Consider the following 25660-nt stretch of genomic DNA (forward strand, 5'->3'; position numbering starts at 1 on the left):
GTAACTGCACCGCACATGCGTTCCCTGACCCATCTCGAACGGCTTGAGGCCGAGAGCATCCATATTTTCCGCGAAGTCGTGGCCGAGGCCGAAAACCCGGTCATGCTTTATTCGGTGGGCAAGGACTCATCGGTCATGCTGCATCTGGCGCGCAAGGCGTTCTATCCCGCGCCGCCGCCATTTCCGATGCTGCACGTGGCAAGCGGCTGGGACTTTGCCGACCTTATTGCCCACCGTGATCGTACGGTGCGCGAATATGGGCTGAAGCTGATCATCGCCCAGAACGAAGAGGCCGAAGCGCAGGGCATCAACCCCTTCGACACCGGCAGCGCGCTCTATTCGCAGGCCCAGCTGACCGATCCCCTGAAGCGCGCGCTGAGCGCGCATGGCTTCGATGCGGCCTTCGGCGGCGGACGGCGCGACGAGGAAAAGGCGCGGGCGAAGGAACGCATCTTCAGCTTCCGCACGGCCGCGCACCGCTGGGATCCCAAGAACCAGCGCCCCGAGCTGTGGAACCTCTACAATGCCAAGAAGGCGAAGGGCGAAAGCATCCGCGTCTTCCCGATCTCGAACTGGACCGAGCTCGACATCTGGCAATACATTGCGCTCGAAAACATCGACATCGTGCCGCTCTATTTCAGCAAGCCGCGCCCGACGGTGGAGCGCGACGGGCTGATCCTGGTGGTTGATGACGAACGCTTCCGGCTCGAAGCGGGCGAGGAACCGGTGATGCGCTCGGTGCGCTTCCGCACGCTGGGCTGCTATCCGCTCACCGGCGCGACGATCAGCGAGGCCACGGAAATGAGCCATATCATCCAGGAAATGCTGCTCGCCACCAGTTCCGAACGCCAGGGCCGCGCGATCGACAAGGGCCAGTCGGCCAGCATGGAAGACAAGAAGCAGGAGGGGTACTTCTGATGAACGACCACCCCTCCTTCCAGACCGATGCCCTGATCGCCGAGGACATCGACGCCTATCTCGAAGCGCACCAGCACAAGAGCCTGCTGCGCTTCATCACCTGCGGCAGCGTGGATGACGGCAAGTCGACCCTGATCGGGCGGCTGCTCTATGATTCCAAGATGATCTTCGAAGATCAGCTCGCCGCGCTCGAGAACGACAGCAAGCGCCACGGCACGCAGGGCGAGGAAATCGACTTCGCACTGCTGGTCGACGGCCTCGCCGCCGAGCGCGAGCAGGGGATCACGATCGACGTCGCCTATCGCTTCTTCACCACCGAAAAGCGCAAGTTCATCGTCGCCGATACGCCGGGGCACGAACAATATACCCGCAACATGGTGACCGGCGCCTCGACCGCCGATCTCGCGGTGATCCTGATCGACGCGCGCAAGGGTGTGCTGCAACAGACCCGCCGCCATTCGTGGCTCGTCCACCTGCTCGGCATCCGTCACGTGGTGCTGGCCGTGAACAAGATGGATCTGGTCGGCTATGATAAGGCCACTTTCGACGCCATCGTCGCCGACTACCGCGCCTTTGCCGAAAGCATCGGCATCGCCGATTTCACCGCGATTCCGATTTCCGGGTTCAAGGGCGACAACATCACCGCGCTGTCGCCCAACACGCCGTGGTATGCGGGCCCGGCGCTGATCGCGCATCTCGAAAGCGTCGAGCTCGACAATGCTACCGAGCAGGCCCGGCCGTTCCGGATGCCGGTCCAGTGGGTCAACCGCCCCAATCTCGACTTCCGCGGCTTTGCCGGGCTGATCGCCAGCGGCACGGTGAAGGTCGGCGATGCGGTGCGGATCGTGCCTTCGGGCAAGACCAGCACGGTCAAGACCATCACCGTTATGCCAAGTGGCCGTTTCGCAAGCGAAACCGGTGGCTCCGGCAATCTCGACGAGGCTGTCGCGGGCCAGTCGGTCACCATCAGCCTCGCCGACGAGGTCGATTGCAGCCGCGGCGACGTGATTGCCGCTGCGGGCGATCCGCCGCAGGCCTCCGACCAGTTCCGCGCCACCCTGGTGTGGATGGACGAGGAGGCGCTCAAGCCCGGGCGCGGCTACTGGCTCAAGCTCGGCACGCAGATGGTCACCGCCACCGTCCAGCCGCCCGAATACGAGATCGACGTCAACAGCCGCGAACACCTTGCCGCCAAGACTCTCGGGCTCAATTCCATCGGGGTGGTCGAATTCGCCACCGACCGGCCGATCACCTTCGAGCCCTATGCCGATAATCGCCAGCTCGGCGGGTTCATCCTGATCGACAAGTTCACCAACGCCACGGTCGCGGCGGGGATGATCGCCTTCAGTCTGCGCCGGGCGGAGAACATCCACTGGCAGCCGGTGACGATCACCCGCGCGGATCATGCCGCGATGAAGAACCAGACCCCGCGGGTGCTGTGGTTCACCGGGCTTTCGGGCAGCGGCAAGTCGACCATCGCCAACGAGGTCGAAAAGCAGCTCCACCTGATGAACCGCCACACCTTCCTGCTCGACGGGGACAATGTGCGCCACGGCCTTAACCGCGATCTCGGCTTCACCGAGGCTGACCGGATCGAGAACATCCGCCGCGTCGGCGAAGTCGCGAAGCTGATGGCGGATGCGGGGCTGATCGTGCTCACCGCCTTCATCTCGCCGTTCCGGGCCGAGCGCCGGATGGTGCGCGAGATGCTTCCGCAAGGCGAGTTCATCGAGATCTTCGTCGACACGCCGCTCGACGTCGCCGAGGCGCGCGACGTCAAGGGACTGTACAAGAAGGCGCGCAGCGGCCAGCTCAGCAACTTCACCGGGATCGACAGCCCCTACGAGGCGCCCGAGAACCCGGAGATCCGCGTCAACACCGTGGACATGAGCCCGCAGGAAGCCGCACGCTACATCATCGAGCGGATCCTGCCGCTCAAGTAACCATTCAAGGGGGGCCTTGCGATGTTTGTTTTCCGTGGCCGCGAGGCCCATAGCCGGTCGCTGGCCAAGGCGTTGAGCTGGCGGATTCTCGGCAGCATCGACACCTTCCTGCTGAGCTGGCTGTTCACCCGCTCGGCCAAGGCGGCAGGCGCGATCGCGATTACCGAGGTGCTGACCAAGATGGTGCTCTACTATTTCCACGAACGCGCGTGGAGCTCGGTGCGCTGGGGCGTGCGCAGCGATCAACCCGAAGCGCCCGGCGAACTCCGGGAAGAGCCCGCGCTATGACCGATGCCGAACTGGCCGCCCACCTCGCCGAAGCGGCGGGACGCCTGCTCCTCGCGGTGCGGGACAGCGCGATGTTCACCGGCAAGGCGCTTGGCCATGCCGGGGACGCCACCGCCAACCAGTTCCTGTGCCACGCCCTGCGCCATCAGCGCCCCGATGACGGGCTATTGTCGGAAGAGGAAAAGGACAATCCCGTCCGCCTCGCCAAGAGCCGGGTGTGGATCGTCGATCCGGTGGACGGCACGCGCGAATATGGCGAGGAGCGCGCCGACTGGGCAGTCCATATCGCGCTCGCGGTTGACGGCGTCGCCAGCGTCGGCGCGGTCGCCCTGCCCGGTCTCGACGGCGGCATCGTGCTGCGTTCCGACCAGCCGCAACCGCTCCCGGCGATGGCCGCGCGCCCGCGCTTTCTCGTCAGCCGCACCCGTCCCGCGCCCGAGGCCGAGGCGGTTGCGGCGGCGCTCGGCGGAGAGCTGGTGCCGATGGGCAGCGCCGGGGCCAAGGCGATGGCCGTGGTGCGCGGCGAGGCCGAAGTCTATCTCCACTCCGGTGGTCAATATGAATGGGACAGCTGCGCGCCCGCCGCAGTCGCCGCTGCACATGGCCTGCACTGTTCGCGCATCGACGGCAGCGCGCTGATCTACAATTGCTCCGACACCTATATGCCAGACCTCCTGATCTGCCGCCCGGAATGGGTCGAAAAGGTGCTGGCGGAAGTCGCCCGGTTCGCACCGGTGGAATAGGCGCTAGCGCTTTTTCTGCGAGTGTGCTTACCGCTCCCCATTCTCGCGAAGGACGGATTTCATGAAGATTGCGATGGTAGGTTCGGGCTATGTCGGCCTCGTGTCGGGCGCGTGTTTTGCCGATTTCGGGCATGATGTGGTGTGCATCGACAAGGATCAGGGCAAGATCGACCGCCTGCACGCCGGGATCATGCCGATCTACGAACCCGGTCTCGACGCGCTGGTGGAAAGCAACGTCAAGGCCGGGCGGCTCGCCTTCACCACTTCGCTGGCCGAGGGCATCAAGGGTGCCGACGCGATCTTCATCGCGGTCGGCACGCCGAGCCGCCGGGGCGATGGGCACGCCGACCTCACCTTCGTCTACGAAGTCGCGCGCGAAGTGGGCGAGAGCCTGGCGGGTGATGCCGTCGTCGTCACCAAGTCGACCGTCCCCGTCGGCACCGGCGACGAGGTGGAACGAATCATCAAGGAGACCGGCACGGCGCATAAGGTCTCGGTCGTCTCCAACCCCGAATTCCTGCGCGAAGGCGCGGCGATCGGCGATTTCAAGCGCCCCGACCGCATCGTCATCGGCGCCGAGGACGATTTCGGCCGCGAGGTGATGCGTGAGGTCTATCGCCCGCTGTTCCTCAACGAATCCCCGATCCTCTTCACCAGCCGCCGCACCAGCGAGCTGATCAAGTATGCGGCCAACGCCTTCCTCGCGACCAAGATCACCTTCATCAACGAAATGGCCGATCTGTGCGAGAAGGTCGGCGCCAACGTGCAGGACGTCAGCCGCGGGATCGGGATGGATGGCCGGATCGGCTCGAAGTTCCTGCACGCCGGGCCGGGCTATGGCGGCTCGTGCTTCCCCAAGGACACGCTCGCGCTGCTCAAGACCGCCGAGGATTACGACAGCCCGACCCGGATCGTGGAAGCCGTGGTCAAGGTCAACGACACCCGCAAGCGCGCGATGGGCCGCAAGGTGGTCGATGCGCTCGGCGGGATGGAGGCGGCGCGCGGCAAGAAGGCGGCGCTGCTCGGCCTCACCTTCAAGCCCAACACCGACGACATGCGTGACAGCCCGGCGATCGCGGTCGCGCAGACGCTGATGGACGCGGGCGTGGCGGTTGCGGCCTATGACCCCGAGGGCATGGAACAGGCCCGCCCGCTGCTGCCGCAGGTGACCATGTGCGAGAGCGCCTACGAAGCGATCACCGGCGCGGACGTCGTCGTGATCGTGACCGAATGGGACGCCTTCCGCGCGCTCGACCTCCGCCGCGTCAAGGAACTCGCCAAGGCGCCGGTCATGGTCGACCTCAGGAACGTCTACAAGCCCGAAGACATGCGCGCCGCCGGGTTCGAATACACGAGCGTCGGGCGGGCCTGACCCGGCCAAGCGCCCGCCGCGATTGACAGCGTGTGCCTCTTGTCAGAAGGGGTGCAGCAGACAATTGTGCACTGCAGCGAATGGGGACGCCCGTACATGGGGAATGACCGGATCAGAGTGCTCGCGGCCGCATCGGGCGGAGGGCACTGGGAGCAGCTGATGCTGCTGCGCCCGACGCTGACGCAATATGACATCCGTTTCGCCACCACCGAGCCCGCCGTCGCTGCACAGCATGGCATCACCGCAGTCGAAAGCCTGCCGGACTGCAACCAGAACAAGCCGATCGAGTCCGCTCTGTGCGCGGTGAAGGCGCTGTGGATCGTGCTCAAGCACCGGCCCCGCGTGATCCTCTCCACCGGCGCTGCCCCCGGCTTCTTCTGCATCCTTGCCGGAAGGCTGATCGGCGCGCGCACGCTGTGGATCGATTCCGTCGCCAATGGCGAGGAACTGTCGATGTGCGGCAAGCTGTCCAAGCGTTTCGCGCATGAATGCTGGACGCAGTGGGAACACCTCGCCGGGCCGGATCGCCCGCGCTATCACGGAGCGGTGCTGTGATCATCGTCACGGTCGGGATGCAATTGGGCTTTGACCGGCTTATCGAAGCGATGGACGCACTCGCCCCGCGGCTCGGGATGCCGGTGATCGCGCAGACCGGCAAGGGCAGCTATGCCCCGCGCAACATGGAAGCACGGGTGAAGATCGCGCCTTCCGAATTCGAAACGCTGGTGGGCGAGGCGCGGCTGATAGTCGCCCATGCCGGGATCGGGACGGTGCTGACCGCCGCACGCTGCCAGAAGCCGATCCTGCTGATGCCGCGCCGCGCCGATCTGGGCGAGCACCGCAATGATCACCAGATGGCGACAGTCGGCAAGCTCGCGGGCCGCCCCGGCATTGTGGTGGCCGCTGACGAAAGCGAGCTGGAAGCGCGCATCGCCGAAGGCCTGGCGCTGACCGATTGGACCGCCGTCCAATCCCCGACCGCGCGCCAGCTGCATCAGGCGCTGGCGGCCTTCATCGAGGCCTGACCGGCCTGACACCAGGCCACCCATGGTGAAAATCGCAGCAAGCCTAACGCGATTTTAAGGGCTTTGCGGCCATCTGACCGGCAGACGACCGGGACAGATTTCGCATGAACGCTCCTTTCGATGCCACCGCTGCGCTCGGGCGCAAGGCTCTGGCCCACCCTGCCCCCGACCATCAGGTCGCGGTGATCGGGCTGGGCTATATCGGCCTGCCGACGGCGGCCCTGCTCGCTTCCTATGGCTGGAGCGTGTGCGGGGTCGATGTCTCGCCCAAGGTGGTCGAGACGGTGAATGCGGGCGGCGTGCACATCGAGGAGCGCGATCTCGACAAGCTGGTGCATGACGCGATCACCGCGCAAACGCTGGTCGCCTCGACCGAGGTGCCCACCGCCAGCTTCTACATGATCGCCGTGCCGACCCCGCTGGGGCCGGACAATGCGCCCGACATTACCTATGTCGAGGCCGCCGCGCGCGCGATCGCTCCCAAGATCCTCCCCGGTGCCTGCGTGATCGTCGAAAGCACCTCGCCGGTCGGCACCACCGAACGGGTCGCCCAGATCATCAGCGAACTGCGCCCCGACATCGTGGTGCCGCGCGACGGCTGCGCTGACGATGCCGACATTGCGCTGGCCTATTGTCCCGAACGCGTGCTGCCGGGCCGGATCGTCAACGAGCTGGTGCACAATGACCGCGTGATCGGCGGCGTCACCCCGGCCTGTGCCGAGCGCGCGGCGGTGCTCTATACCTCGTTCGTGAAGGGCGACTGCCTCTACACCACGGCCCGTGTGGCCGAGACAGTGAAGCTGGTCGAAAACAGCTTCCGCGACGTCAATATTGCCTTTGCGAACGAGCTCTCGATGATCGCCGATGTGATCGGGGTGGATGTATGGGAGGTGATCCGCCTCGCCAACCGTCACCCGCGCGTCAACATCCTCCAGCCCGGCCCCGGTGTGGGCGGGCATTGCATCGCGGTCGACCCGTGGTTTCTGGTCGCGGGCGCTCCGGCGGCAGCCCGGCTTGTGCGGACGGCGCGCGAGGTCAATGACCACAAGGCGGTGCACACCGAAGGCAAGATCCGCGCGCTGCTCGATGCCGCGCCCGCGGGCAAGGTCGCGCTGCTCGGCCTCGCCTTCAAGCCCGACATCGACGACTTCCGCGAAAGCCCGGCGCTCGAAATCGCCGAAGCCCTTTCCCACACGCATGGGGATCGGATACTGGTGGTCGAGCCCTTCACCGATGAGCTGCCGGCCGCCTTTGCGGGCACCGGGGCTGAGCTGGTGACGCTTGACGCAGGGCTGCGGCAGGCGGAGATTGTGGTGGTGCTGGTCGATCACACTGCGTTCAAACATCTCTCGCCGGTCGATCTGGCAGGCAAGCTGGTGTTCGACACGCGGGGTATGCTGCGGCGATGACATCCAGCAGCGGGTTGCCCCGCATCGTCGTGACCTTCGGCACGCGGCCCGAAGCGATCAAGATGTTCCCGGTGGTTGCCGCCTTGCGCGAAACCGGTCGGTTTGACGTCAAGGTGGTGGTGACCGCGCAGCACCGCGACCTGCTCGATTCGGTGCTGGCTCTGGCCGGGCTGGTGCCGGACGTCGACCTCGATCTGATGCAGCCCGATCAGTCGCTCGATGCGCTCTCTACGCGCCTCTTGTCGCGTTTTGGCGCGGTCTTGGACGAACTTTCGCCTGATCGTGTGCTGGTTCACGGCGATACCTTGACCACGATGATGGCCTCGCTGGCGTGCTATTTCCGCCGGATTCCGGTCGGCCATGTCGAGGCGGGATTGCGCAGTGGAGATATCTACTCGCCCTGGCCCGAGGAGGTGAACCGCAAGGTCACCGGCGTGATCGCCGATCTCAACTTCGCGCCGACCGAGACCGCGGCGGCGGCGTTACGTGCTGAAAACGTTGCCGAAAGCGCGATCCATGTGACGGGCAATACCGTGATCGACGCCCTGCTGTTTGCCAAGGACAAGATCGCCGCCAACCCCGCACTCGCCCCCGCGATCGCCCCCTTGCGCGCGCGCTTTGCCGGTCGGCGCATTATCGCGGTCACAGCCCACCGGCGAGAGAACTTCGGCGCAGGAATGGCGGAAATTGCCAAGGGTTTACAGATTCTTGCTTCCCGGGATGATGTAGCGATCATCTACCCGCTCCACCCCAATCCCAACGTCGGCGGCGTGATGCGCCCGGCTCTTGCGGGGTTCGACAACATCGCGCTCATCGAACCGCTCGATTATCTCGATTTCGTGGCAATGATGGAGGCCTGCGATCTGATCCTGACCGATAGCGGCGGGATTCAGGAGGAAGCCCCCAGCCTCGGCAAGCCGGTGCTGGTCATGCGCGACACGACCGAGCGCCCCGAAGGCGTGGCCGCCGGAACCGCGCGGCTGGTGGGCGCCGATGGGTCTGTTATCGCACGAGAAACGGCTCATCTGCTCGACAATGCCGGAGCCTACGAGGCAATGGCACGCGCGCACAATCCCTACGGCGATGGCACCGCCAGCCGCCGCATCGCCGCCATCCTCGCAGGGGCCGGCTAGGGGCGGGCGCGCACCAGCCGGATATAGCCGAGCGCCGCGAGCAGAACGACCAGGCTCGATCCGAGATCGACCACCCAGTTGAGTTTGAGAACCCCATACAGCAACGCATCAATCGCGTGCAGCGACGTCAGCCGAAGCACGATCAGGAAGCTCATCGCGAGGCTCGCCAGAATGGCGGCGAACACCATGACATTGCGCCTCCCCCGCAAGCTTCGACCCCACCGGTAGAGCAGGACGCTCCCCGCACCGGCTGCGATGAACAGAATCGACACGACGATCGGCCCCTGAATGCTGCGGCGTTCGCGATAGGAGCCGGAGGCCCGCAGGGTATCCCGGATATGATCGCGCACGAGTTCCTCCACTGCCAGCAAGCGCAGCACGATCAGCACCGCAAAAAAGACCGCCAGCAGGAGCCACCAGCGCGTGTGGGATGGTTGCTGGCGATTCTGCCCTGCGACGATTGCTGCGGCGGTGCAGGCCAGCAACACGAGAAGGTAGAACCCGCTGGCAGCAACGGCGAGCAGCGATGGGGTTGTGGTCATCGACGTTCCTGTCAATTCCTGCAGAGCGGCACCCTCTTGCGCGGGCCGGGAAACCGGTTCCGCACGGTGGCTCCATGATTGGCGCGGGCATCCATGAAGCCTTCGAATCCGGACTTCAAGGCGCATCCCTCGCATGGCGCGCGGTGGCGCCTGAGAGTGGGCAGATGACGTAGCGTCGCGGGCGCATTCAGGCCCACGCGGAACGCAATCCTGTTGCACTGCGGTATTCCTACGTATAAGCCACGCTGCGCTCAAAGGGAGGATAACGTGACACTGAAACCTACAGCCGTTCGGAACGCTTCAGTGATCGCCATGACGATGGCCCTGCTGGTAGGTTGCGCATCGACCCCGGATCCGGTGATCGGGCCGAGCGTGGTGCAACCGCGCAGCGAACTGGGCCAGGGCGACTATTCGTACCAGCGCCCGACGACCTATCTGCTGCGTCCTGCGGACAAGATTTCGATCAGCGTCTTCCGCGAGCCGGAGTTTTCCATCGCCTCGATCCAGATCGGCGTGGAAGGCAACGTTTCGCTCCCGATGCTGGGCTCGATCCCTGCGGCCGGCATGACCGCGCGGCAGTTTGAGCAGGATGTCACCCGGCGGCTCGCCGCAGCGGGCCTCAAGTCGCCCGTCGTGAGCGTCAACATCGCCGAATATGCCTCGCACATGGTGACGGTCGAGGGAGCTGTGACGGAGCCGGGGGTTTACACCTTCCAGCCCGGTGCCCGCCTGTCGGCGGCGATCGCGATGGCGCGCGGTCCGAAGCGGACCGCCAAGACCGATCAGGTCGCGGTTTTCCGTGAGAGCCCCGAAGGCATCATGGTCGCCAAGTTCGACTACAATCAGATGTCGCAGGGCACGATGCTTGACCCTGTTCTTCAGCCCGGTGACCGGGTCGTGATGGGAACCGACGGCCTGTCGGTATTCTGGGAGGATCTGCTGAAGGCCTTGCCCGCATTTGGCGTATTTGCCGCGGCTGGCGTGAACAGCAACTAAGATTATGAACGAACGATCAATTGTCGATGCGTCCAATGCTGCCCCGCAGGGCACTTGGCTTGATTCCTATATGCCGGACGGCCCGCTGGGGCCGGTCCAACCGCGTGCGCGGGCGGTCACCTTCGAATCGATCCGCGGGGTCATTTATCGGCAACGCTGGGTGTTTGCCGCGGCGCTGGTCGTCGCTATGCTTGGCGGGTTGGCGCTCACGCTGCTCGCGACACCGATGTATCAGGCTGACGCCAAGGTCAGCGTGAAGCCCTATGGGCAGTATATCGTCGAAGGGCAGGAGACGGATCCCGGCTTCAATCCGGTGCAGATCTACGACTACCTGGCAACGCAGGCCGAGGTGATCCGGAGCCGCAGCCTCGCTGAATCCGTGGTCGATCAGCTCAATCTCGCCAATCGTGCCGACCTGCTCGGCAAGGATGTCGAGGAAGGCCGCTCGCCGAACATGACCGACGAGCAGTGGCTGAAGGCGAAAAAGGAACTCGCGGTCAGCATTCTCACGTCTGGTGTGGTCACTGAAGTGCCGACGAAGAACTGGGTGCTGACGATCAGCTTCCAGTCCGAAAGCCCGACGCTGGCGGCGGAAATCGCCAATGGCTACGCCGATGCCTTCGTGCGGACGGGATCGAGCAAATCGATCGAAAGCAGCACCTACGCCGTCGATTACCTCAAGAAGCAGATCGACGAGACGCGCCTGCGCCTAGCAGAGGCCGAGCAGGCCGCCAATGGCTATGCCCGCAACAGCGGGATCATCGTCCAATCTGCGGGCGGTGAGGAAAACACGGAACCCACCACGCTCACTGCCAGCAACCTTGCGAGCATCAACGCGCGCGTCTCGAACGCACGCGCTGCCCGCATTGAAGCCGAGCAGCGCTGGCGGGCAATCCAGTCGCTCCCGGCTGCTCAGCTTCCTGAAGTCCAGTCCAATCCGGCACTGCAAAACCTGATCGGCGATCGCTCTGCGAAGATGAGCCAGCTGGTCGAGCTGCGGCAGCGCTACAATGACGACTTCCCGCAGATCCAGAACCTGCTGTCGCAGGTCGCCTTGCTCGACACGCAGATCGACCGGATCAGCAGCGACATCAAGGCCACCGTGCGCAATCAGTTCCTGGTCGCGCAGCGTCAGGAGCAGGCGCTCGAGGCAGAGCTGAACGCCCTGACCGGGGATCGTCTGGTCGAACAGGATCAGCAGGTTGAACTGACCGTGCTCGAGCGCGAGGCGCAGGCTCTGCGCGACCAGCTCAAGTCGCTGCTGGATCGCTACAACCAGGTGAACAGCGCGGCCGCGATTGATCCGGGCACGATCACCAAGATCGATTCGGCGATGGTGCCGGGGGCGCCGTTCTCGCCCAACCTCTTCAAGAACCTTGGCCTGTCGCTGTTGCTTGGTCTTGCGCTGGGGGCAGCGCTTGCTGTCCTTCGCGAAACGCTCGACGATCGGATCCGGTCGCTCGACGAAATCGAGACAAAGCTCGGCCTGTCGCTGTTGGGCTACACCCCTCACGTGGAAAATCGCGACATCGAGCTGCTGGGCACCAACCGCTTCAGCGCCTTGATGGAAGCCTATTCCTCAATCCGGGCTGCCATCGACTTTTCGTTGCCGCGCAATCGCAACGTGATCCAGCTCACCAGCAGCAAGGCGAGCGAAGGCAAGAGCACCACGGCCGTGATCCTGGCAGAGCTTTTCGCCAATCTCGGACGCAAGACCTTGTTGGTCGATGCCGACTTGCGGCGCCCTTCGGTGGCGGGCCTGCTCGATATCGAACGCCCCAAGGTTGGCGTTGTCGAGGTGTTGCTCGGCCACGTGGAACTGGAAGCTGCCATCGTGAAGGGCGTGCACGAGAACCTCGACATTCTGCCGGTTGGCGAAATTCCGCCCAATCCGACCGAGATCCTCGCTTCGCGCCAGATGCGGGACTTCATCGAGAAGTACCGCCACGAATATTCGCTGATCATCTTCGATTCGTGCCCGGTGATGGGCCTCGCAGATGCACCGACCCTCGCTCACCTGGTCGACGGCACGGTGTTCGTCCTCGAAGCCAATCGCCTTCCGTTCGGTCAGGCCCGTTCGGCCGTGCGCCGGATCACGGTTGCGGGCGGAAAGATGATCGGGGTTGTGCTGACGAAGTACCGCGCCCTGCAGGCAGGTCAGTCCTACAGCTACCAATACGGCTACTACGAATACGGACGGGACAAGTAACCCCCGCATAATGGCATGGGTCGGCAGGTGCATCGCGCTTGCCGGCCGCCCCGACCTCTCCCGGATCGTGTCGCGATCCAGACCCGCTAATCCGGATTGGAACGAAGGCGCAGGCGATGTTGGAAACGGCACCCTTCACGGTCATCATTCCTGCGCACAACGAAGAAGCAGTGATCGCCCGCTGCCTCAAGAATATCTTCGATCAAGCCCCGCCGGGCGCGCTGCAGGTGATCGTTGCTGCCAATGGCTGCACCGATCGAACCGTTGAAATTGCCCGTGAAGCGGCACCCGAGGCGCTGGTTCTCGATCTGCCGGTCGGTTCGAAAACGGCGGCCATCAATGCCGCTAATCTACGGGCTGACCACTTCCCCCGAATCTATGTCGATGCAGATGTCGAATGCGGATACCACACGCTCGTGGCACTTGCGGAGGCACTCGCCGAACCGGGCGTGATGACGGCTGCGCCTGCGATCCGAATGGATCTTTCGAGGTGCAACTTTCTGATGAAGGCCTATTACCGCGCGTGGTCTCTCCAGCCCTATGCACGCGCGGGCAAAGGCGGGGCGGGTTGCTACGGATTGTCGGCTGCGGCTCTCGCGGCCGTTGGAGAATTTCCGCCAATCATTGGTGATGACATCTGGATCCACACGCGTTTCCCCGACGAACAAAAGCGTTTTCTCGCTAGGGACAGACATGGGCAGCCGGTCTTTTCGGTCGTCTATCCTCCGCGCACCGCCCGCGAGCAGGTGCGGGTCGAGGCGCGACGACAAAACGGGAATGCCGAGGTCAAGCGGCTCTATCCCAGCCCTTACTTCGCCAATGCCAACAATGGCGGTGGACTATCTGCTGCCCTGCGCAGCGGAGCAGGACCGATCGACCTGCTGATCTTTTTCGCGATAAAGTTTGCCGCGCGCACTCTTGCCCGGTGGAACCGTCAACGGGGGCGCGGGTCTACCTGGACTCGCGATCTATCGACCCGCGAGGCATGACATAACAGCGATGCTAGACGAAAATTCGAACGCACCTGCGCCCCATGTCAGCATCATGGTGGTGGCCTATAATTCGGCGGCCATCATCGCTGCCTGCCTTCGTTCGATCGCCCACGCCTGTACGCGCCACACTTATGAGGTTCTGCTGGTCGACAATGGCGACGGTTCGACCGAGGCTTTCGTGAAGGCGAACTTTCCCGATGTCCGGATTGCCCCGAGCCGTGGCAATGTCGGGTTTGCGGGCGGCAACAACATTCTGGCAGAGCACGCCCGCGGAGCGTATCTCCTGCTCCTCAACCCGGATGTCGAACTGAAGCCGGGCGCTGTCGACCTCCTCCTTGATGCGGCATCGGCGTATCCAGAGGCGGCGGCTTGGGGCGGCGTCACGCTTGATCGGAACGACCGCCCCGATCTCGGCAACACTGTCCACGTGCCATCACTTGCCGAAATGGCCAGCCGGACGATCGGCACATCCAGTGCGGCGCGCAGTGAAATCGAAGGTGTCGATACAGACACGAAAGTGGGCGTGCTGAGCGGCAGTTTCGTGATGTTCTCACGCGCCGCATGGGACGAAGTCGGCGGGCTTGATGATCGCTATTTCCTCTACTGCGAGGAAGTGGATCTGTTCTACCGGCTGGCACAGCGCGGCTATTCGTTCTGGAGGATCGGACAGGCGCGGGCCTATCATGACATCGGTCATGGCGAGGCGCTTAACGCAAAGCGGATGCTCTACCGTGCTGCAGGGAATATGCAGTTTGCGCGCTCGCACTGGAGCAAGCCTCGTCAGTTCCTTGCCTTCCTGTTCACTTGGATCGGAGCGTGGCAAAGGCTTATCGCAGGCCGCCTGCTCGGGCGCTGGAGACCGCGGATTGCGCTCGTCGGCGAGAGTCACCGGGACATTGCTCTGCGCCCCGGATACTGGGGGTATGGTTATGATCCAGTGCGCGGATTGCTCGCCAAACTCCCGCGCTGAAACCGGCAGTTCAGCACTAACGGGCGATTGACGGTCGGCTGTGTGTGCCCGGGCGGTCTTGCCCCGGCATCGGTGCAGGCACCGGCATCGGACGCATGGGAACAGGCGCAGGCGCAGCCTGGAAACCAAGGGTGACCGTCAGGCCGAGCAGCATGAAGAACCATGCAAGGCTGGCCATCCACAGGGAAACCGAATTCAGGCCGAGCGCAAAGACCGCGACCGAAATCGCCACACCAATGAGGAGACGTCGGTCCCTCGGCGGCATACGCGACGAACGCAAGGCAACCGCAACAACACCCATCAGCGTCGCCCCGAGCGCCAGGATCGCCACCGGAATTCCGAATCGCAGAGCCAGGATGAGCCAAAACCAGTCAAACGAATCCGAATGCATCCAATCTGGCCTGTCCCAGTTCGCATAACCGATCCCGAACCAGGGGTTGTCGGCAACGTTCTGCGAGCCGTACTTCCAGATAAGCACACGATTGTAGGCCGACACGGAGTTCAGCGAGGCGTACCGAACCAACAGGTTGTAAAAGCCGGAATTACTCGAGCTCTCGACCATGACGTACAACATCGTGATCGCACCGACGAACTGCTTCCACGTGAGGTTGGCAACCCGCTCCACCAGCCAGTTATAGCCACACAGCAGCGCGCCAACCACAAGTCCGAGCATCGCCGCCGAGCTCATGGTGAAAGCGCCCAGAAGTGAGGCGATCAGCGAGAATGCCTTTGGCCAACCTCGAAGTCCGGCAAACATGTAGAGCGGCAGAAAGCTGGCAAGGAAAATGCCGGTCAAGATCGGGTGAGGTAGCGACGCGACGCCGCGCATGAACCCCATTCTGACGTCCCAACGACCGGGGCCGCCAAATTTGCCGGTAAGGGCAGACGCCAAGGGATGGATGATCGGCCGATGACTGATCGCCTCTGCCGCGACAATCACCCCGGTGAATATGATTCCCGGTGCGACAAGAATCAGGAACTTTCTGAGATCATCCGGGGTCTGAATCGTTGTGCGCGCAAGGAAATAGGCAAGCCCGATGTCCACGAGGTGCGAGCCGCCTTGGACCAGAGTGTCTGCGAGCGATTGGCTGGTTACGTAGGAGGCCAGCGTGATCCAGGCGATCGCCAGCACCACAAGGAGGTCTGGCCATGCGAACCTCACCTTCGACTTGAGAGCGCTCGAAGCGATGTAAATGCTAAGTACCAGCAAGGCGATCCGATATGGCGACATCAGAATGCCGGCCACGTCGAAATTGAACTGCTGCGGCACCAACAGAAGATAGAGCACCACAGCCGCGATCGAGACCCGCTTCATGCTGTCATCATTTGCGGCAGCCCGCACCCGCATTTGCGGATGAGGGCGACTCGGATTTGCTTGGGCAAGGCTCATACGCTGCAGGACCTATCAATCTTCGTTCGTCAGGCGCCTCGCACCACCGAAGTGGCCAGATCAAAGGCTCAAGCGCCAAACAGCACACGCGGTAACCCAATGCCGGGTGCCACCATGCGCACATCCGCGACGGTTCTTACCCGGACGCTCGCGCGCAGTCACGCCCCTCTCGAAAATAAGCGAGCCGCGCCGACGGCAAGTCCAGAGCCGCTTCAGAAACAGCTTTCCTACAAATAACCTATTTGGTTACTTGTTGCCCGAATCGTAACTAGGAAAGGTTATCGACATGGCTGACAAGTTTCAGGGATATTCGGCAAGTATGCTCACGCCGAGCGAGAACGCCTATCCCGTCGTGCCCGACGACGTTCAGCCGCTCGCCTTCGTGCCGAAATATCTCTATATCGGCACCGCCGGTAACGTGGCGCTCCGCACCACCGATAGTGCGGCGGACGTCGTCTTCAAGAACGTGCCCGCCGGAGCCTACCTTTTCGTCAGGGCCAGCCACGTCCGCGCGAACGGCACCACTGCTTCTTCGATCATTGCCTGCGCCTGATGCTGACGCAGATGATCCTGAGCGCCCAGTCGCTCCTCGCCGCTGCTCCGCGTGCCTCTGCCGACTACGTCGTCGCAAACGACGCGGAGTGGAATGCGGTGTTCGCCAACACTGCCGCGACGTTGGCGGGCAAGATCGTGGAGATTGTCGGCGACAACTTCACCCAACGCGAAATCACCGACAAGGACATCTGGGCCGCTGGAGGCCGGCTGACGATCCGCGGGGCGAACCAGGCAGCCAAACTTCCCTCGGTCATTCTCAACGGGGTTGTGCGGGGAATCGACTTCGCCGCCCTCAATTTCCAGATGAAGGGCTGGCCCGCCTCCTGGGCGGCCTGCGTCATCTTCAATAATGGCACTTTCGGCAAGCTGCGGTTCCTGAATGGCACCAGTTTCCGACATGGCTACGGGACGTCGCTGGTCGACTTCGACACCGATGCCGACTTGCCGGAGTACGAACGGGTCAGCAACGTCCGCACGGCCACGACGACCAGCCAGACCTTTCCGCTCACCTGGAAGAGCGCTGCGGCACCCTCGGGCTGGATCGAGTTCTTCAACCGCGGCACCAACAGCGTGCGCGTGGCGGTCGGCGGATCAGGGGTGGTGGCGACCGGCACGAGCCAACTGGTCGCAGCGGGCGCAAGGGCACGCCTCCAGACCGGCATTTCGCCCGGCACCTCCACCCACTTTGCCGTGCTTGCCACAAGTGGCACCAGCGAGGTCAACGCTCGGACAGAGATCGGCCTCAGCGCATACCTGTCTGCGGCATTCCAGCAAACTGGTGCAGCCATCATTGAAGACATCGAGCTGCGCGGTTGCGTGTTCCGCGATCTCGATAATGGTCTGAAAGGCCTGCGCCCTCGGGTCAGTCTGGTTGCGATGGATTGCGATTTCGACCGGATTTACCAGGACATCATCTCGCTCGCTCCGGACAGCAGCGCGACGAGCTACTTTCTCCGCAATATCGAAAGCCTGCCGTTCTCGCGCTCGGGCATCGCGGAAGACCTGCAAGGCGATGCACGCGATCCGCATGGCGACCAATGCCAGCTGTTCAGCAATTCGGGCACAGGAGCCATTGGGCCCGTCTTTTATGCCGGCAATCGCATTCGTCTCACGCCGAGACGGCCAGGTGCACAAAGTCAGGGCATCTTCTGGTCGGACAATGATGTCGATCCCTGCTTTGACAACCTCTACATCATCTCGACGATGCAAACCGGCGGCGCGACGCGGGCGATTTCGATCGGAGAGGCAGGCACGCCTTTCAAGACCCGCAATGCCTTCATCTATGGGGCAACGCTGATCGACGGGCGCGATCCGTCAGCGACGGGCCCAACGCTGACGATCGACCACGACGGCGACGGTTCGGTCTATGTCGGCAAATGCCTTGCCCCGGCCATGATCGCGACCGATGCCCCGCTTCTGCTCGACGGCAACCTCTCCGGAGTGACGCCGGCGACGTTGCCGAACATCGCAAACCTGTCGGCCGCCAATGATCGGGCCAGCATCGACGCGGCCATGACGACCGTCGGGGTCGGCGCGGGGATCGGCGCTGCCGCGACCGGCAGCGCCATCGATTGGGAGACCAGTGATCACACAGCGGTGATCCGCTGGGACATGTTGCCAAGCGGCGCACACTGGAACACGCTCGCCGGGCAACCAATCAGCACGCTGATCACCTTGCCCTTGCGGAAGATACTGAACCGTCGCGCAGGGCAGACCGTCAGCGTCGGCGCGGGCACCGAGTGGCGCAAGGTCGCGGCAGACGGCACCACAGAGTTGCAATCGTGGACAACGGCATCCGGCACCATCGAGCCCGACCAGTTCATCCAGATCAGAGGCATGACGGCCGTGGTCAGCGCCGCCACCTCGACGCTGACGGTGACAATCAACGGCTTCCCGCAGACAGTCACCACTGTGACATCGGACACTCCGGCCACACCGCTCACCCAGCCCGCGCTGTTGGGATACTTCGTTGATCAGGCAAATGTACCACCTGCCGTCAATCGGATGACGTTCAGGGGATGGTTCCGCTTCGCAGGCAGCGTCCCCAACACGGTCAAGCCCTTCGCCCAGGCGAGCACCGGTTGCGACCTCATCGTGCTGGGCACAGGAGCGCTTAACGCGACAGTCGAGGACGGCGCTGGCCTTGCTGTACTCTTGAACGCGCAGGTCGCCCCGCCCGGAACGATCAAGGCGAACATCGGCCAAAGGATCGTCTTCGATGTCAATCAGGTCACCAAGGAAGTTCGCCTCACCGTCGACAATGCAACCTTTGTCACGCCCTTCGCCGTGCCGGGGAATGGCACCTTCCAGAGCAACCGTCAGGCCTCGTTTCTCGCAAGCGCGACCGGGCTGACAGCCCTTCCTTCCGGGACGCAGTTCGGCGATCTCTCGCTCGACTACAATGGTGTGACATACAAGACGATCAGCAACCTTGCCGCGCTTGCCAACGCTGATCCCTGGAAGGCAGGCACGGGCGTCTTCACCAACTGAGCAGGCTTTGCGCAGGCACCAGCATCGACCCGTCAAACCAATGCGCAGAATCGGGAACTTCGCTCTCGAATTTCCCGGAGAATGAAGTCAAAGGGGGGCACCATGAACGCCCCCCTTCCTGACGATGAGCCAGCGCCGCAAGGCAAGCCGCGATCCGCAAAGCAGGCTTTGCTCAGGGTCATGCGCATGGTTACCCCGCACACGACCGCGCTGGTAGCGCTCGCCGTCAGAGCAGGGGCAGTGGTGGCCGGGTTTGCGGTGACGTTCATCATTGGCAACCAGATGGGGGCTGCGGCCAATGGCCAGTTCGCATTGGTCAGTCAGACCGCAATGTTTCTGTCAGTTTTGGGCCTGATCGGACTTGAAGTCGGCGTCGTGCGGCACTTCGCCAAAGCCGTTGCACTCAAGACGCCGGTCGCGTTGGCGGGGCTACTCAAGGTTTCCGGGCTTGGCATCGGGTTCATGCTCGTCATTGCTGTCGCGCTCTGGTTGGGTGGGGAATGGGTTTGGGAGCCGCTATTCGGCACCGCCGTCTCCCGCAGCTTTCTGCCGGTGCTATGCGTCTTGCTGGTCGCGCGCGGGGGAACCCAGCTGTTTGGCGGGCTGCTTCGATCACAGCACCGCTTCACGCTCGGACAGGCGATCGCTGCCCTGACCATTCCTGCTGCAACGGCAGCTGCCCTGCTTGCCGGTTTGGCTGCCACGGTCGAACAAGCGCTTTGGGCCGCTGCGGCAGGGGGCGTCATTTCGATGGTCGTCGGCGCTGCCGCCATGCGGCGCCATGTCGCCCGCACACCCGATGCGCTCACAGTAGAATTGCGTCCGCTTGTGGCCTCCTCGCTCCCATTATGGGGCGTGGGGATCGCCAACAATATCGGCGACTGGTACGGCCTTGCCGTTGCCGCGCAAATGCTCGGCGCCGCCGATGCCGGCATTTACCGCGTCGCCGCCCAGATAGCGGCGACTTTGCAGATCATCTCGATCGCAATTTTCTCGGTCTATTCCGCCAAGATCAGCACCGCCTTCCATGCCGACAATCTCGCCGAAGTCGCACGGCTGGCGCGCACCTCGGTGCGTCTCAGCACCGTGACGGCGGTGCCAGCAGCAGCCCTGCTGATGATCGCAAGCCCCTTCGTACTCGATCAGATCGGTGCAGAATTCGCTGAAGCCTTTTCGCTGATCGCCATTCTTGTAATCGGCCAGCTGGCCTTCACACTGACTGGCCCTTGCGGCCTCGTGCTGGCCATGTCGGGCAACGAGCGCATCAATCTCGCGATAACGGTGAGCGGCACGGTCGCCCTGCTCTTTGCCGTCCCCGCAGCCGCTAAATTTGGCGGATTGCCGGGAATTGCCGTGTGCATTTCGGTAATCATGCTGCTACGCAACATAATCGCATACGGGGTCGTTCGCAGCAAACTTGGCATCGGCATCTGGAGTGGTGCGGTGCGCGCCTGACACATGAGGAACCAAACGCAGTGACCTTGCTGCTTCACCCTGGCTTTCACAAGACCGCGACGAGCTGGCTTCAGGATGTGGTGTTTGCGGAAAACCGCTTGTTCCGATCGCTGATGACGCATCACGAGATCGACGAGCTGCTGGTTCGCCCGCACGATCTTGCGTTTGACGCGGAAGCAGCAAAGGCCCGGATCGCGGGGCTGCGCGAGGGCGGCCAGCCGGGGATCGTCGACGTGATTTCGTCGGAGATCCTTTCGGGAACCATGTTTACAGGTTCACGGGAATCGCTGCGCCTTGCGGATCGGTTGCAAGCCGTTGTCGGCGAAGCAAAAATCCTGCTCACCGTCCGTTCGCAGCGTTCGATCATGAAGTCGGTCTACCTGCAATATGTGAAGCGCGGTGGCCGGATGTCGATTGACGAGTTTCTGGATTACAAGCCGGAGCCGGGCTATTTCTGGTTCGAGCCAGGTGTGCTTGAATTTGATCGGCTGGCCGAGACCTATGCAGATCGCTTTGGCGCCGACAACGTCATCGTTCTGCCACAGGAATTGCTGAAGTCGCAGCAGCCGGAGTATCTTGGCCTGTTGTTTCAGTTCGCCGGTGTTGCAGACCTTGCGCAGGCCAGGTCGATAACTTTCGGGTCGGAGCGCGGTGTCAGTCCACCGGCTGGCGGCATCCGGCTTATGCGAGCCGCCAACATCTTAGGACGCCAGCCACTCAATCCCGAGGGCATTTCGAGCGCAGCCTTTCTGCGCCGACCGTTGCACAAGCTAGCCTATGCGTGGACCCTCGGTAGCGACAGTGCAGACAAAGCCATGAACGACAGCATTCGCTCGCGCCTCGCAGGGCGCTACGGAGAATCCAACCGGCGCTTGCAGCGTTTTGCCCCCGTCGACCTGCGCAGTCTTGGCTACGAATGGGCCGAATAGCGGGCGAAGCAGGGGAACACGACGACAATGTCTGGCATTGATTCCGTGAGAAAGAAGCTTGCTGCTCTGGCGCGGCGGATCGGGCTGGTGCAGGCTCGACCAATTAGCCAATATCCTGAATTGCTGGAGGCGATTGAAAGGCTGACCAGCCCTCGTCAGCAATTCCATGCCCTCCCCTCGCTCGCAAAGGCGACCGTCCTGCGTTTGCAAGACAATGGTCGCACCAACTGGCTGATCTTCGAAGGCGGTAAGCGCCGGATGACGACCAAGCTGATGTTCTTCCCGACTTCCCAAAACAATATCATCATTTTCGGCGAGCGTTCGGATCTGCCGCGTGAAATCCGGTTTGAAGGATCGGGCAATATCGCGATCTGCGGAAACGACATTCAGTGGGCGCAGGTGACAATGCGCTTTATCTCCGACGATGCAGTCATCTGTCTTGGTCACGGTTCGATCTACAACGGCACCGCGATTATTGTCGAAGGCAATGGCTGCGGGGTCGAGATCGGTCGCGAATGTCTTTTCGCGCCTGGCACAACGATCCGCAGTTCGGATCTTCATGGGATGTACGACATCGCAAGCGGTGCATGGCTCAATGCGCCCGCGCCAGTCTATCTCGAACCGCATTGCTGGCTTGGCCAGGATGTTCTGGTGCTCAAGGGCGCCCATGTAGGCGGCGGTTCGGTGATCGCGGCGCGATCGGTCGTCAATTCCGCATTGCCGCGCTTTTCGATCATCGCAGGAACACCCGCACGCGCCGTCCGCGACGGAATCTGCTGGAGCCTTGCCCGCCAGCCCGACCCTGCGGAAATCGATAAGGTGAGAGACCTGTTGCAACGCACAATTGAGATTGATGGGACCAAGTCTAGCTTCTAAGGCCGCCCCGAGGACCAAGACGTAAGAGGAAACACGTGCCATGCTGAACCTGAGCAAGTCGGACGTCTCGTCCACCCCGTTCCCTCATGCCGTCAAACGCGGCATTCTTCCCCCCGAGCTGTTCAGTGCACTGAAGGCCGATTTCCCGCGGGCTGATGTGTTCGCGGAACAGCACGCCGAAAGCGGCGGCCTTGGCAGCCGCACGGGCAAGGACACGGGTTTCGATATCTATCGCGGCGATGACAGCTATGATCGTCTGATCGCTCAATCGCCCGCCTGGGCCGAGTTTGACGCCTGGATCAACTCGCCGGCCTTCGTCGAGAAGTTCCTTGAGCTGTTCGGCGATCACCTTGATGCGCTGGGTTGTTCGGTTGAAGTCGATCCGGCCGCCTATGATCGTGGTCTTGTAGAAGGGCGTGAAGTCCTGACTGACGGGCAGACCCTGTCGGAGAAGGCGAAGGACATGCTCAAGGGCATCTTCGGTTCGGCCAAGGGTGGCAAGCAGCCCGTGCGGCTGTTTTCGCGACTGGACATCGAGCGCAGCATCGGCGGCTATTTCAAGCCCCCGCACTGCGACCGCAAAAATCGGCTGTGCTCGCTGATCGTCTACTTCACCGATCTCGAAGCAGAAGGGATCGAGGGCGGAGAGCTCAACATCTATGCGCTCAAGGAGCAGCGCGAACCCGCCAAGCACGTCCGGCACCCGCGGCCCGAGGATGTCGACGTGGTGGCGACCCTGTCGCCCAAGGAAAACCTTGGCGTGTTTTTCCCGTGCTCAAACAACAGCTATCACGGTGTCAACGCGCTCAAGTCGCAAAGCGCGGCGCGCGACTTCCTCTACATCAACATTTCGACCGACAGCGATACCGCCTGGTGATCGGCTGGGCGGGGGGCTGGCCGAACACGTCCAGCCCCCCGCCGCTTAGTCGAGCGTCTCTTTACCAACCAGTCGCCGCAGCGTCCCGGCAAGGTTACGTGCAAGCGCCTTCAACCCCAACCTGCGGGCATTGCGGGCCAATTCGAGCCCGACATAGCGGGGCCGGCGCCACCCTGTCAGCATCATTGCGCCAAGCCGCGCCACCACCATGCCTTTGCGACGCGACTGAAACGGTTGCATATGCTCGAGCGAGCCGAGCGCCACGGGCTCGGTCAAAAGCGTTCCAGCGGTAACGGCGCGCTGCAGCAGCGCCTCGCCGCGCGCGGTGCGGGTGATGACGATGCTGCGGCCGTCCTGCTCGTCGAACAGCGGATTGCCGCTTTCGTCACAATGCCAACCGTCGGCACAGACGATATCGGCGAACTCTCCGATCCCGTCCGGACAGATCTTGCAGCGAAACTGCAAGTGACGGTTGAGGATGTGGCCCCAACTGGTGTCATAGTCCATCTTGAAGGTGGTGCCGTCAGCCAGCCGTGCAGTGGCAAAACCGGGCCAACCGTCGCCGCGATAGCGGAACGCAGTCACAGCGCTCTCATCCTGCACACCCATCTCTTTCAGCAAGGCTGATGTGCCAGCATAGCTCGGCACGCCGGCGCACATAAAGGCGAGCATATACGGCACCTTCTCGTTCACACGAGGATCGATACGCGCAAGCTGACGCAGACCGGCGACATCGCACGGCTTGCCGACAAAGGCAAAACGGCCGGGCTTGTCCAAGTGGGCTGCAATATCCTCCAATGGCGAGGAGGGGGCATAACGCGACCCGGCGGCCTGAAAAACATCGTCGCGCCCGGTGCTGACGGCAAGCGCATTGCGGACGGGCGAGTCTGGCGACACTGCGGTCTGAAGGACAAAATCGACTTCGCCACTGGCGAGCAGGTGGACGAGGATGGCCGAAATCCCGCCACCAGAGCTCGCATTGCGGCGCAATTCGGTATCGGTGCTCCAGCCGAGGCGCGCGGCAATCAGCGGCCCCCAGACAGGGTGGTATTCGGCCTCGTGCTCGTCCCGCTCATGGCGGATATTGGCACCAGGGCAGACGGCGTCGATCTGCTGCGCGAGCGCAGGCGCAACAGGGCCAACGACCCGAGGGCGTCGATAGCCGGTGTCAGTGGTTTCCATGACAATCGCCGGATCACTGCGATCAGCGATCCCTGCGCACAACCCGCAACCTGCGCAAAGTCCGTTGCGCTTGATCGTTTCGACATCAAACATTGCGCGCTGCCACTTCGGCGATGATCCGATCCAGAGCAGCACGGTAGCTGCCAAGGCGGCGCTGCGCCTCGGCATTGGCCGCCACCGCCTGCGCGCGCAGGCTTGCGAGATCGGCCAGAGCGGAGTCGAACCGTTCCAGAACGGCAGCATTGCTCTCGGACGTCAGGTCGGCGTTCCAAGGATAGCCAAGCGAATCGAAAAGACCGCTGAACTTCCGGCTGTAGCCGAGCGGGACGACCGCTGTTCCGGATGAAATCGCCGCAATTGTTGCGTGCATCCGGCTGCCTGCAAACAGGTCGAGTCCTGCGATATAGCTCTTGGCCTGGGAGGGGCCGGAAAAGCGCGGGGCCAGATGGGCGGCCGGATAGCGGGCCTTCAGTTCCTCGGCCAGCGCGTAGTCGTCCTCATAAGGTGTTGCGGCGGCGAGGACGTGCGGCACGAGATGCAGCTCGGCGCGCGGTTCGCGCATGATGCGATCGATCAGAGCATCGATCAACGCGGGATAGTCAACCGTCAGCCTGATCCGGTCACCGCTCGCAAGATCGCGGCGATACAGCAAGGCCGAAACATTGAGGCCGATCTTGATCGGCCCGCCAGCAAGGTCGCGCTGATCCTTGTCTGGCGCGGGCGTGAACGGGAGAGCGAAGGCTACATCAGTGGTGAGCGCCGAACGATGCGCCATGCCCAGTTGTTCGAGCACCTTGTAGGATGCTTCGTCGCGGGCGAAGACCATGTCCGACAAGTTCATCACTCCCACTGCGGCATGGCGGGCTGCGGCGGTGTGGAACGGTCCAATTGTCTGCGGGCTGAGGATCAGCGGCCCTTTGCTGCGGCGGGCCGCAACTTTGGACCCGATGATCAGCCAGAACCGCCGCGGGGCATAGATGTCCGAAAAGCTGTCACCGCCGCCGATGTCAAAGACAACGTCGCACTGCGCCAGTGTGCGATGCAGGCTCGAGAAGGGGTTCGCGAGCGCCTTGTAACCGATGTTCTCGAAGCGGTTCTCGTAAACGATCTCGTGGCTGTAATCGAACGCCCCGCGAACACCCATGAGGTGGAACACGGGACGGCGCCCGGATTTGTGCGCGGCTTCGGCGATGAGGTTGGCGTTGGCGACGCTGAGCGCGCCGACACCGAGGTTCTCCGACAGGCAGGAATGCCACAGGAGGCCAACGTGAAGCGGCCGTGCGTCGGAGTTTTGATCTTGGCTGGAGAGGGGCGGCATTGAACGTCCTTTGCCCGGTTCAGGCAACAGAGGAAGAGGTCTCTGGCG

The 25660-nt window shown here is 63.0% G+C and carries 23 protein-coding genes; 19 read left to right on the top strand and 4 right to left on the bottom strand.

What is annotated here, in order from left to right:
• Positions 1-15 precede the first annotated feature (15 nt).
• The 9 genes from cysD to wecB all read left to right on the top strand — a co-directional run bounded on the left by cysD (position 16) and on the right by wecB (position 8831).
• Positions 16-918: a sulfate adenylyltransferase subunit CysD gene (gene cysD / locus PS060_RS03245; RefSeq protein ID WP_443112400.1), complete on the top strand. Its 903-nt coding sequence runs from the start codon at positions 16-18 to the stop codon at positions 916-918.
• Positions 918-2861 (top strand): sulfate adenylyltransferase subunit CysN, encoded by a 1944-nt coding sequence (gene cysN, locus PS060_RS03250; protein WP_273985418.1) that lies wholly within the window; start codon positions 918-920, stop codon positions 2859-2861. The genes cysD and cysN overlap by 1 nt, the downstream gene beginning before the upstream one ends.
• Before the next feature lie 21 nt (positions 2862-2882).
• The gene (locus PS060_RS03255; RefSeq protein ID WP_273985420.1) at positions 2883-3149 is read left to right on the top strand and encodes a DUF2061 domain-containing protein; all 267 of its coding nucleotides are present in this window, start codon (positions 2883-2885) and stop codon (positions 3147-3149) included.
• Complete coding sequence (locus PS060_RS03260; protein ID WP_273985421.1) at positions 3146-3892, top strand: 3'(2'),5'-bisphosphate nucleotidase CysQ; 747 nt, start codon at positions 3146-3148, stop codon at positions 3890-3892. Before PS060_RS03255 ends, PS060_RS03260 begins: the two co-directional genes overlap by 4 nt.
• Positions 3893-3953: 61 nt before the next feature.
• Entirely contained in the window at positions 3954-5264 is a 1311-nt protein-coding gene (locus PS060_RS03265; RefSeq protein ID WP_273985422.1) for a UDP-glucose dehydrogenase family protein, read from the top strand.
• Between the two features lie 96 nt (positions 5265-5360).
• Entirely contained in the window at positions 5361-5819 is a 459-nt protein-coding gene (locus tag PS060_RS03270) for a glucuronosyltransferase (RefSeq protein WP_273985423.1), read from the top strand.
• A complete protein-coding gene (locus tag PS060_RS03275; RefSeq protein WP_273985424.1) occupies positions 5816-6289 on the top strand; it encodes a glycosyltransferase in 474 nt (157 codons plus the stop codon). The genes PS060_RS03270 and PS060_RS03275 overlap by 4 nt, the downstream gene beginning before the upstream one ends.
• Positions 6290-6393: 104 nt before the next feature.
• A complete protein-coding gene (gene wecC / locus PS060_RS03280) occupies positions 6394-7698 on the top strand; it encodes a UDP-N-acetyl-D-mannosamine dehydrogenase (protein WP_273985426.1) in 1305 nt (434 codons plus the stop codon).
• On the top strand, positions 7695-8831 hold the full coding sequence (gene wecB / locus PS060_RS03285) for a non-hydrolyzing UDP-N-acetylglucosamine 2-epimerase (RefSeq protein ID WP_273985427.1): 1137 nt from the start codon (positions 7695-7697) through the stop codon (positions 8829-8831). Before wecC ends, wecB begins: the two co-directional genes overlap by 4 nt.
• On the opposite strand, the gene PS060_RS03290 is transcribed toward wecB, so the two are convergent.
• On the bottom strand, positions 8828-9373 hold the full coding sequence (locus PS060_RS03290; RefSeq protein WP_273985429.1) for a hypothetical protein: 546 nt from the start codon (positions 9371-9373) through the stop codon (positions 8828-8830). The two genes, wecB and PS060_RS03290, sit on opposite strands and share 4 nt — an antisense overlap.
• Before the next feature lie 312 nt (positions 9374-9685).
• On the opposite strand from PS060_RS03290, the gene PS060_RS03295 reads away from it, so the two are divergent.
• The 4 genes from PS060_RS03295 (at position 9686) to PS060_RS03310 (ending at position 14540) form a co-directional block, all read left to right on the top strand.
• The gene (locus PS060_RS03295) at positions 9686-10369 is read left to right on the top strand and encodes a polysaccharide biosynthesis/export family protein (RefSeq protein ID WP_273985431.1); all 684 of its coding nucleotides are present in this window, start codon (positions 9686-9688) and stop codon (positions 10367-10369) included.
• Positions 10370-10373: 4 nt separating this feature from the next.
• Positions 10374-12578, top strand: coding sequence for a GumC family protein (locus PS060_RS03300; protein ID WP_273985433.1), 2205 nt, complete (start codon positions 10374-10376; stop codon positions 12576-12578).
• A gap of 116 nt (positions 12579-12694) precedes the next feature.
• Entirely contained in the window at positions 12695-13567 is an 873-nt protein-coding gene (locus tag PS060_RS03305) for a glycosyltransferase (RefSeq protein ID WP_273985435.1), read from the top strand.
• Positions 13568-13577: 10 nt separating this feature from the next.
• Complete coding sequence (locus PS060_RS03310) at positions 13578-14540, top strand: glycosyltransferase family 2 protein (protein WP_273985437.1); 963 nt, start codon at positions 13578-13580, stop codon at positions 14538-14540.
• Positions 14541-14556: 16 nt separating this feature from the next.
• On the opposite strand, the gene PS060_RS03315 is transcribed toward PS060_RS03310, so the two are convergent.
• On the bottom strand, positions 14557-15888 hold the full coding sequence (locus tag PS060_RS03315) for an O-antigen ligase family protein (protein WP_273985440.1): 1332 nt from the start codon (positions 15886-15888) through the stop codon (positions 14557-14559).
• 328 nt (positions 15889-16216) lie between these two features.
• Here PS060_RS03315 and PS060_RS03320 point away from each other — a divergent pair, with 328 nt between their 5' ends.
• From PS060_RS03320 to PS060_RS03345, 6 genes are all read left to right on the top strand, one after another.
• The gene (locus PS060_RS03320; RefSeq protein ID WP_273985441.1) at positions 16217-16483 is read left to right on the top strand and encodes a spike base protein, RCAP_Rcc01079 family; all 267 of its coding nucleotides are present in this window, start codon (positions 16217-16219) and stop codon (positions 16481-16483) included.
• Complete coding sequence (locus PS060_RS03325) at positions 16483-18975, top strand: hypothetical protein (RefSeq protein WP_273985442.1); 2493 nt, start codon at positions 16483-16485, stop codon at positions 18973-18975. Before PS060_RS03320 ends, PS060_RS03325 begins: the two co-directional genes overlap by 1 nt.
• A gap of 243 nt (positions 18976-19218) precedes the next feature.
• Positions 19219-20430: a lipopolysaccharide biosynthesis protein gene (locus PS060_RS03330; protein ID WP_273985443.1), complete on the top strand. Its 1212-nt coding sequence runs from the start codon at positions 19219-19221 to the stop codon at positions 20428-20430.
• A gap of 20 nt (positions 20431-20450) precedes the next feature.
• On the top strand, positions 20451-21359 hold the full coding sequence (locus PS060_RS03335) for a hypothetical protein (RefSeq protein ID WP_273985444.1): 909 nt from the start codon (positions 20451-20453) through the stop codon (positions 21357-21359).
• 27 nt (positions 21360-21386) lie between these two features.
• Positions 21387-22235 carry an acyltransferase gene (locus tag PS060_RS03340; RefSeq protein ID WP_273985445.1) on the top strand — a complete coding sequence of 283 codons (849 nt, stop codon included), beginning with the start codon at positions 21387-21389 and terminating at the stop codon, positions 22233-22235.
• Positions 22236-22275: 40 nt separating this feature from the next.
• On the top strand, positions 22276-23112 hold the full coding sequence (locus tag PS060_RS03345; protein WP_273985448.1) for a 2OG-Fe(II) oxygenase: 837 nt from the start codon (positions 22276-22278) through the stop codon (positions 23110-23112).
• 45 nt (positions 23113-23157) lie between these two features.
• Here the strand turns inward: PS060_RS03345 and PS060_RS03350 are convergent, their stop codons facing one another.
• Positions 23158-24429: a Coenzyme F420 hydrogenase/dehydrogenase, beta subunit C-terminal domain gene (locus tag PS060_RS03350; RefSeq protein ID WP_273985451.1), complete on the bottom strand. Its 1272-nt coding sequence runs from the start codon at positions 24427-24429 to the stop codon at positions 23158-23160.
• Positions 24380-25639 (bottom strand): polysaccharide pyruvyl transferase family protein, encoded by a 1260-nt coding sequence (locus PS060_RS03355; protein ID WP_273985453.1) that lies wholly within the window; start codon positions 25637-25639, stop codon positions 24380-24382. The genes PS060_RS03350 and PS060_RS03355 overlap by 50 nt, the downstream gene beginning before the upstream one ends.
• Between the last annotated feature and the right edge of the window lie 21 nt (positions 25640-25660).

This window comes from Erythrobacter sp. BLCC-B19 (assembly GCF_028621955.1).
Classification (GTDB): domain Bacteria; phylum Pseudomonadota; class Alphaproteobacteria; order Sphingomonadales; family Sphingomonadaceae; genus Erythrobacter.

Excerpts from the sequence above, each read along its gene's own strand:
- cysD (WP_443112400.1), top strand. The coding sequence starts at position 16 with ATGCGTTCCCTGACCCATCTCGAACGGCTTGAGGCCGAGAGCATCCAT.
- cysN (WP_273985418.1), top strand. The coding sequence starts at position 918 with ATGAACGACCACCCCTCCTTCCAGACCGATGCCCTGATCGCCGAGGAC.
- PS060_RS03255 (WP_273985420.1), top strand. The coding sequence starts at position 2,883 with ATGTTTGTTTTCCGTGGCCGCGAGGCCCATAGCCGGTCGCTGGCCAAG.
- PS060_RS03260 (WP_273985421.1), top strand. The coding sequence starts at position 3,146 with ATGACCGATGCCGAACTGGCCGCCCACCTCGCCGAAGCGGCGGGACGC.
- PS060_RS03265 (WP_273985422.1), top strand. The coding sequence starts at position 3,954 with ATGAAGATTGCGATGGTAGGTTCGGGCTATGTCGGCCTCGTGTCGGGC.
- PS060_RS03270 (WP_273985423.1), top strand. The coding sequence starts at position 5,361 with ATGGGGAATGACCGGATCAGAGTGCTCGCGGCCGCATCGGGCGGAGGG.
- wecC (WP_273985426.1), top strand. The coding sequence starts at position 6,394 with ATGAACGCTCCTTTCGATGCCACCGCTGCGCTCGGGCGCAAGGCTCTG.
- wecB (WP_273985427.1), top strand. The coding sequence starts at position 7,695 with ATGACATCCAGCAGCGGGTTGCCCCGCATCGTCGTGACCTTCGGCACG.
- PS060_RS03290 (WP_273985429.1), bottom strand. The coding sequence starts at position 9,373 with ATGACCACAACCCCATCGCTGCTCGCCGTTGCTGCCAGCGGGTTCTAC.
- PS060_RS03295 (WP_273985431.1), top strand. The coding sequence starts at position 9,686 with ATGACGATGGCCCTGCTGGTAGGTTGCGCATCGACCCCGGATCCGGTG.
- PS060_RS03300 (WP_273985433.1), top strand. The coding sequence starts at position 10,374 with ATGAACGAACGATCAATTGTCGATGCGTCCAATGCTGCCCCGCAGGGC.
- PS060_RS03305 (WP_273985435.1), top strand. The coding sequence starts at position 12,695 with ATGTTGGAAACGGCACCCTTCACGGTCATCATTCCTGCGCACAACGAA.
- PS060_RS03310 (WP_273985437.1), top strand. The coding sequence starts at position 13,578 with ATGCTAGACGAAAATTCGAACGCACCTGCGCCCCATGTCAGCATCATG.
- PS060_RS03315 (WP_273985440.1), bottom strand. The coding sequence starts at position 15,888 with ATGCGGGTGCGGGCTGCCGCAAATGATGACAGCATGAAGCGGGTCTCG.
- PS060_RS03320 (WP_273985441.1), top strand. The coding sequence starts at position 16,217 with ATGGCTGACAAGTTTCAGGGATATTCGGCAAGTATGCTCACGCCGAGC.
- PS060_RS03325 (WP_273985442.1), top strand. The coding sequence starts at position 16,483 with ATGCTGACGCAGATGATCCTGAGCGCCCAGTCGCTCCTCGCCGCTGCT.
- PS060_RS03340 (WP_273985445.1), top strand. The coding sequence starts at position 21,387 with ATGTCTGGCATTGATTCCGTGAGAAAGAAGCTTGCTGCTCTGGCGCGG.
- PS060_RS03345 (WP_273985448.1), top strand. The coding sequence starts at position 22,276 with ATGCTGAACCTGAGCAAGTCGGACGTCTCGTCCACCCCGTTCCCTCAT.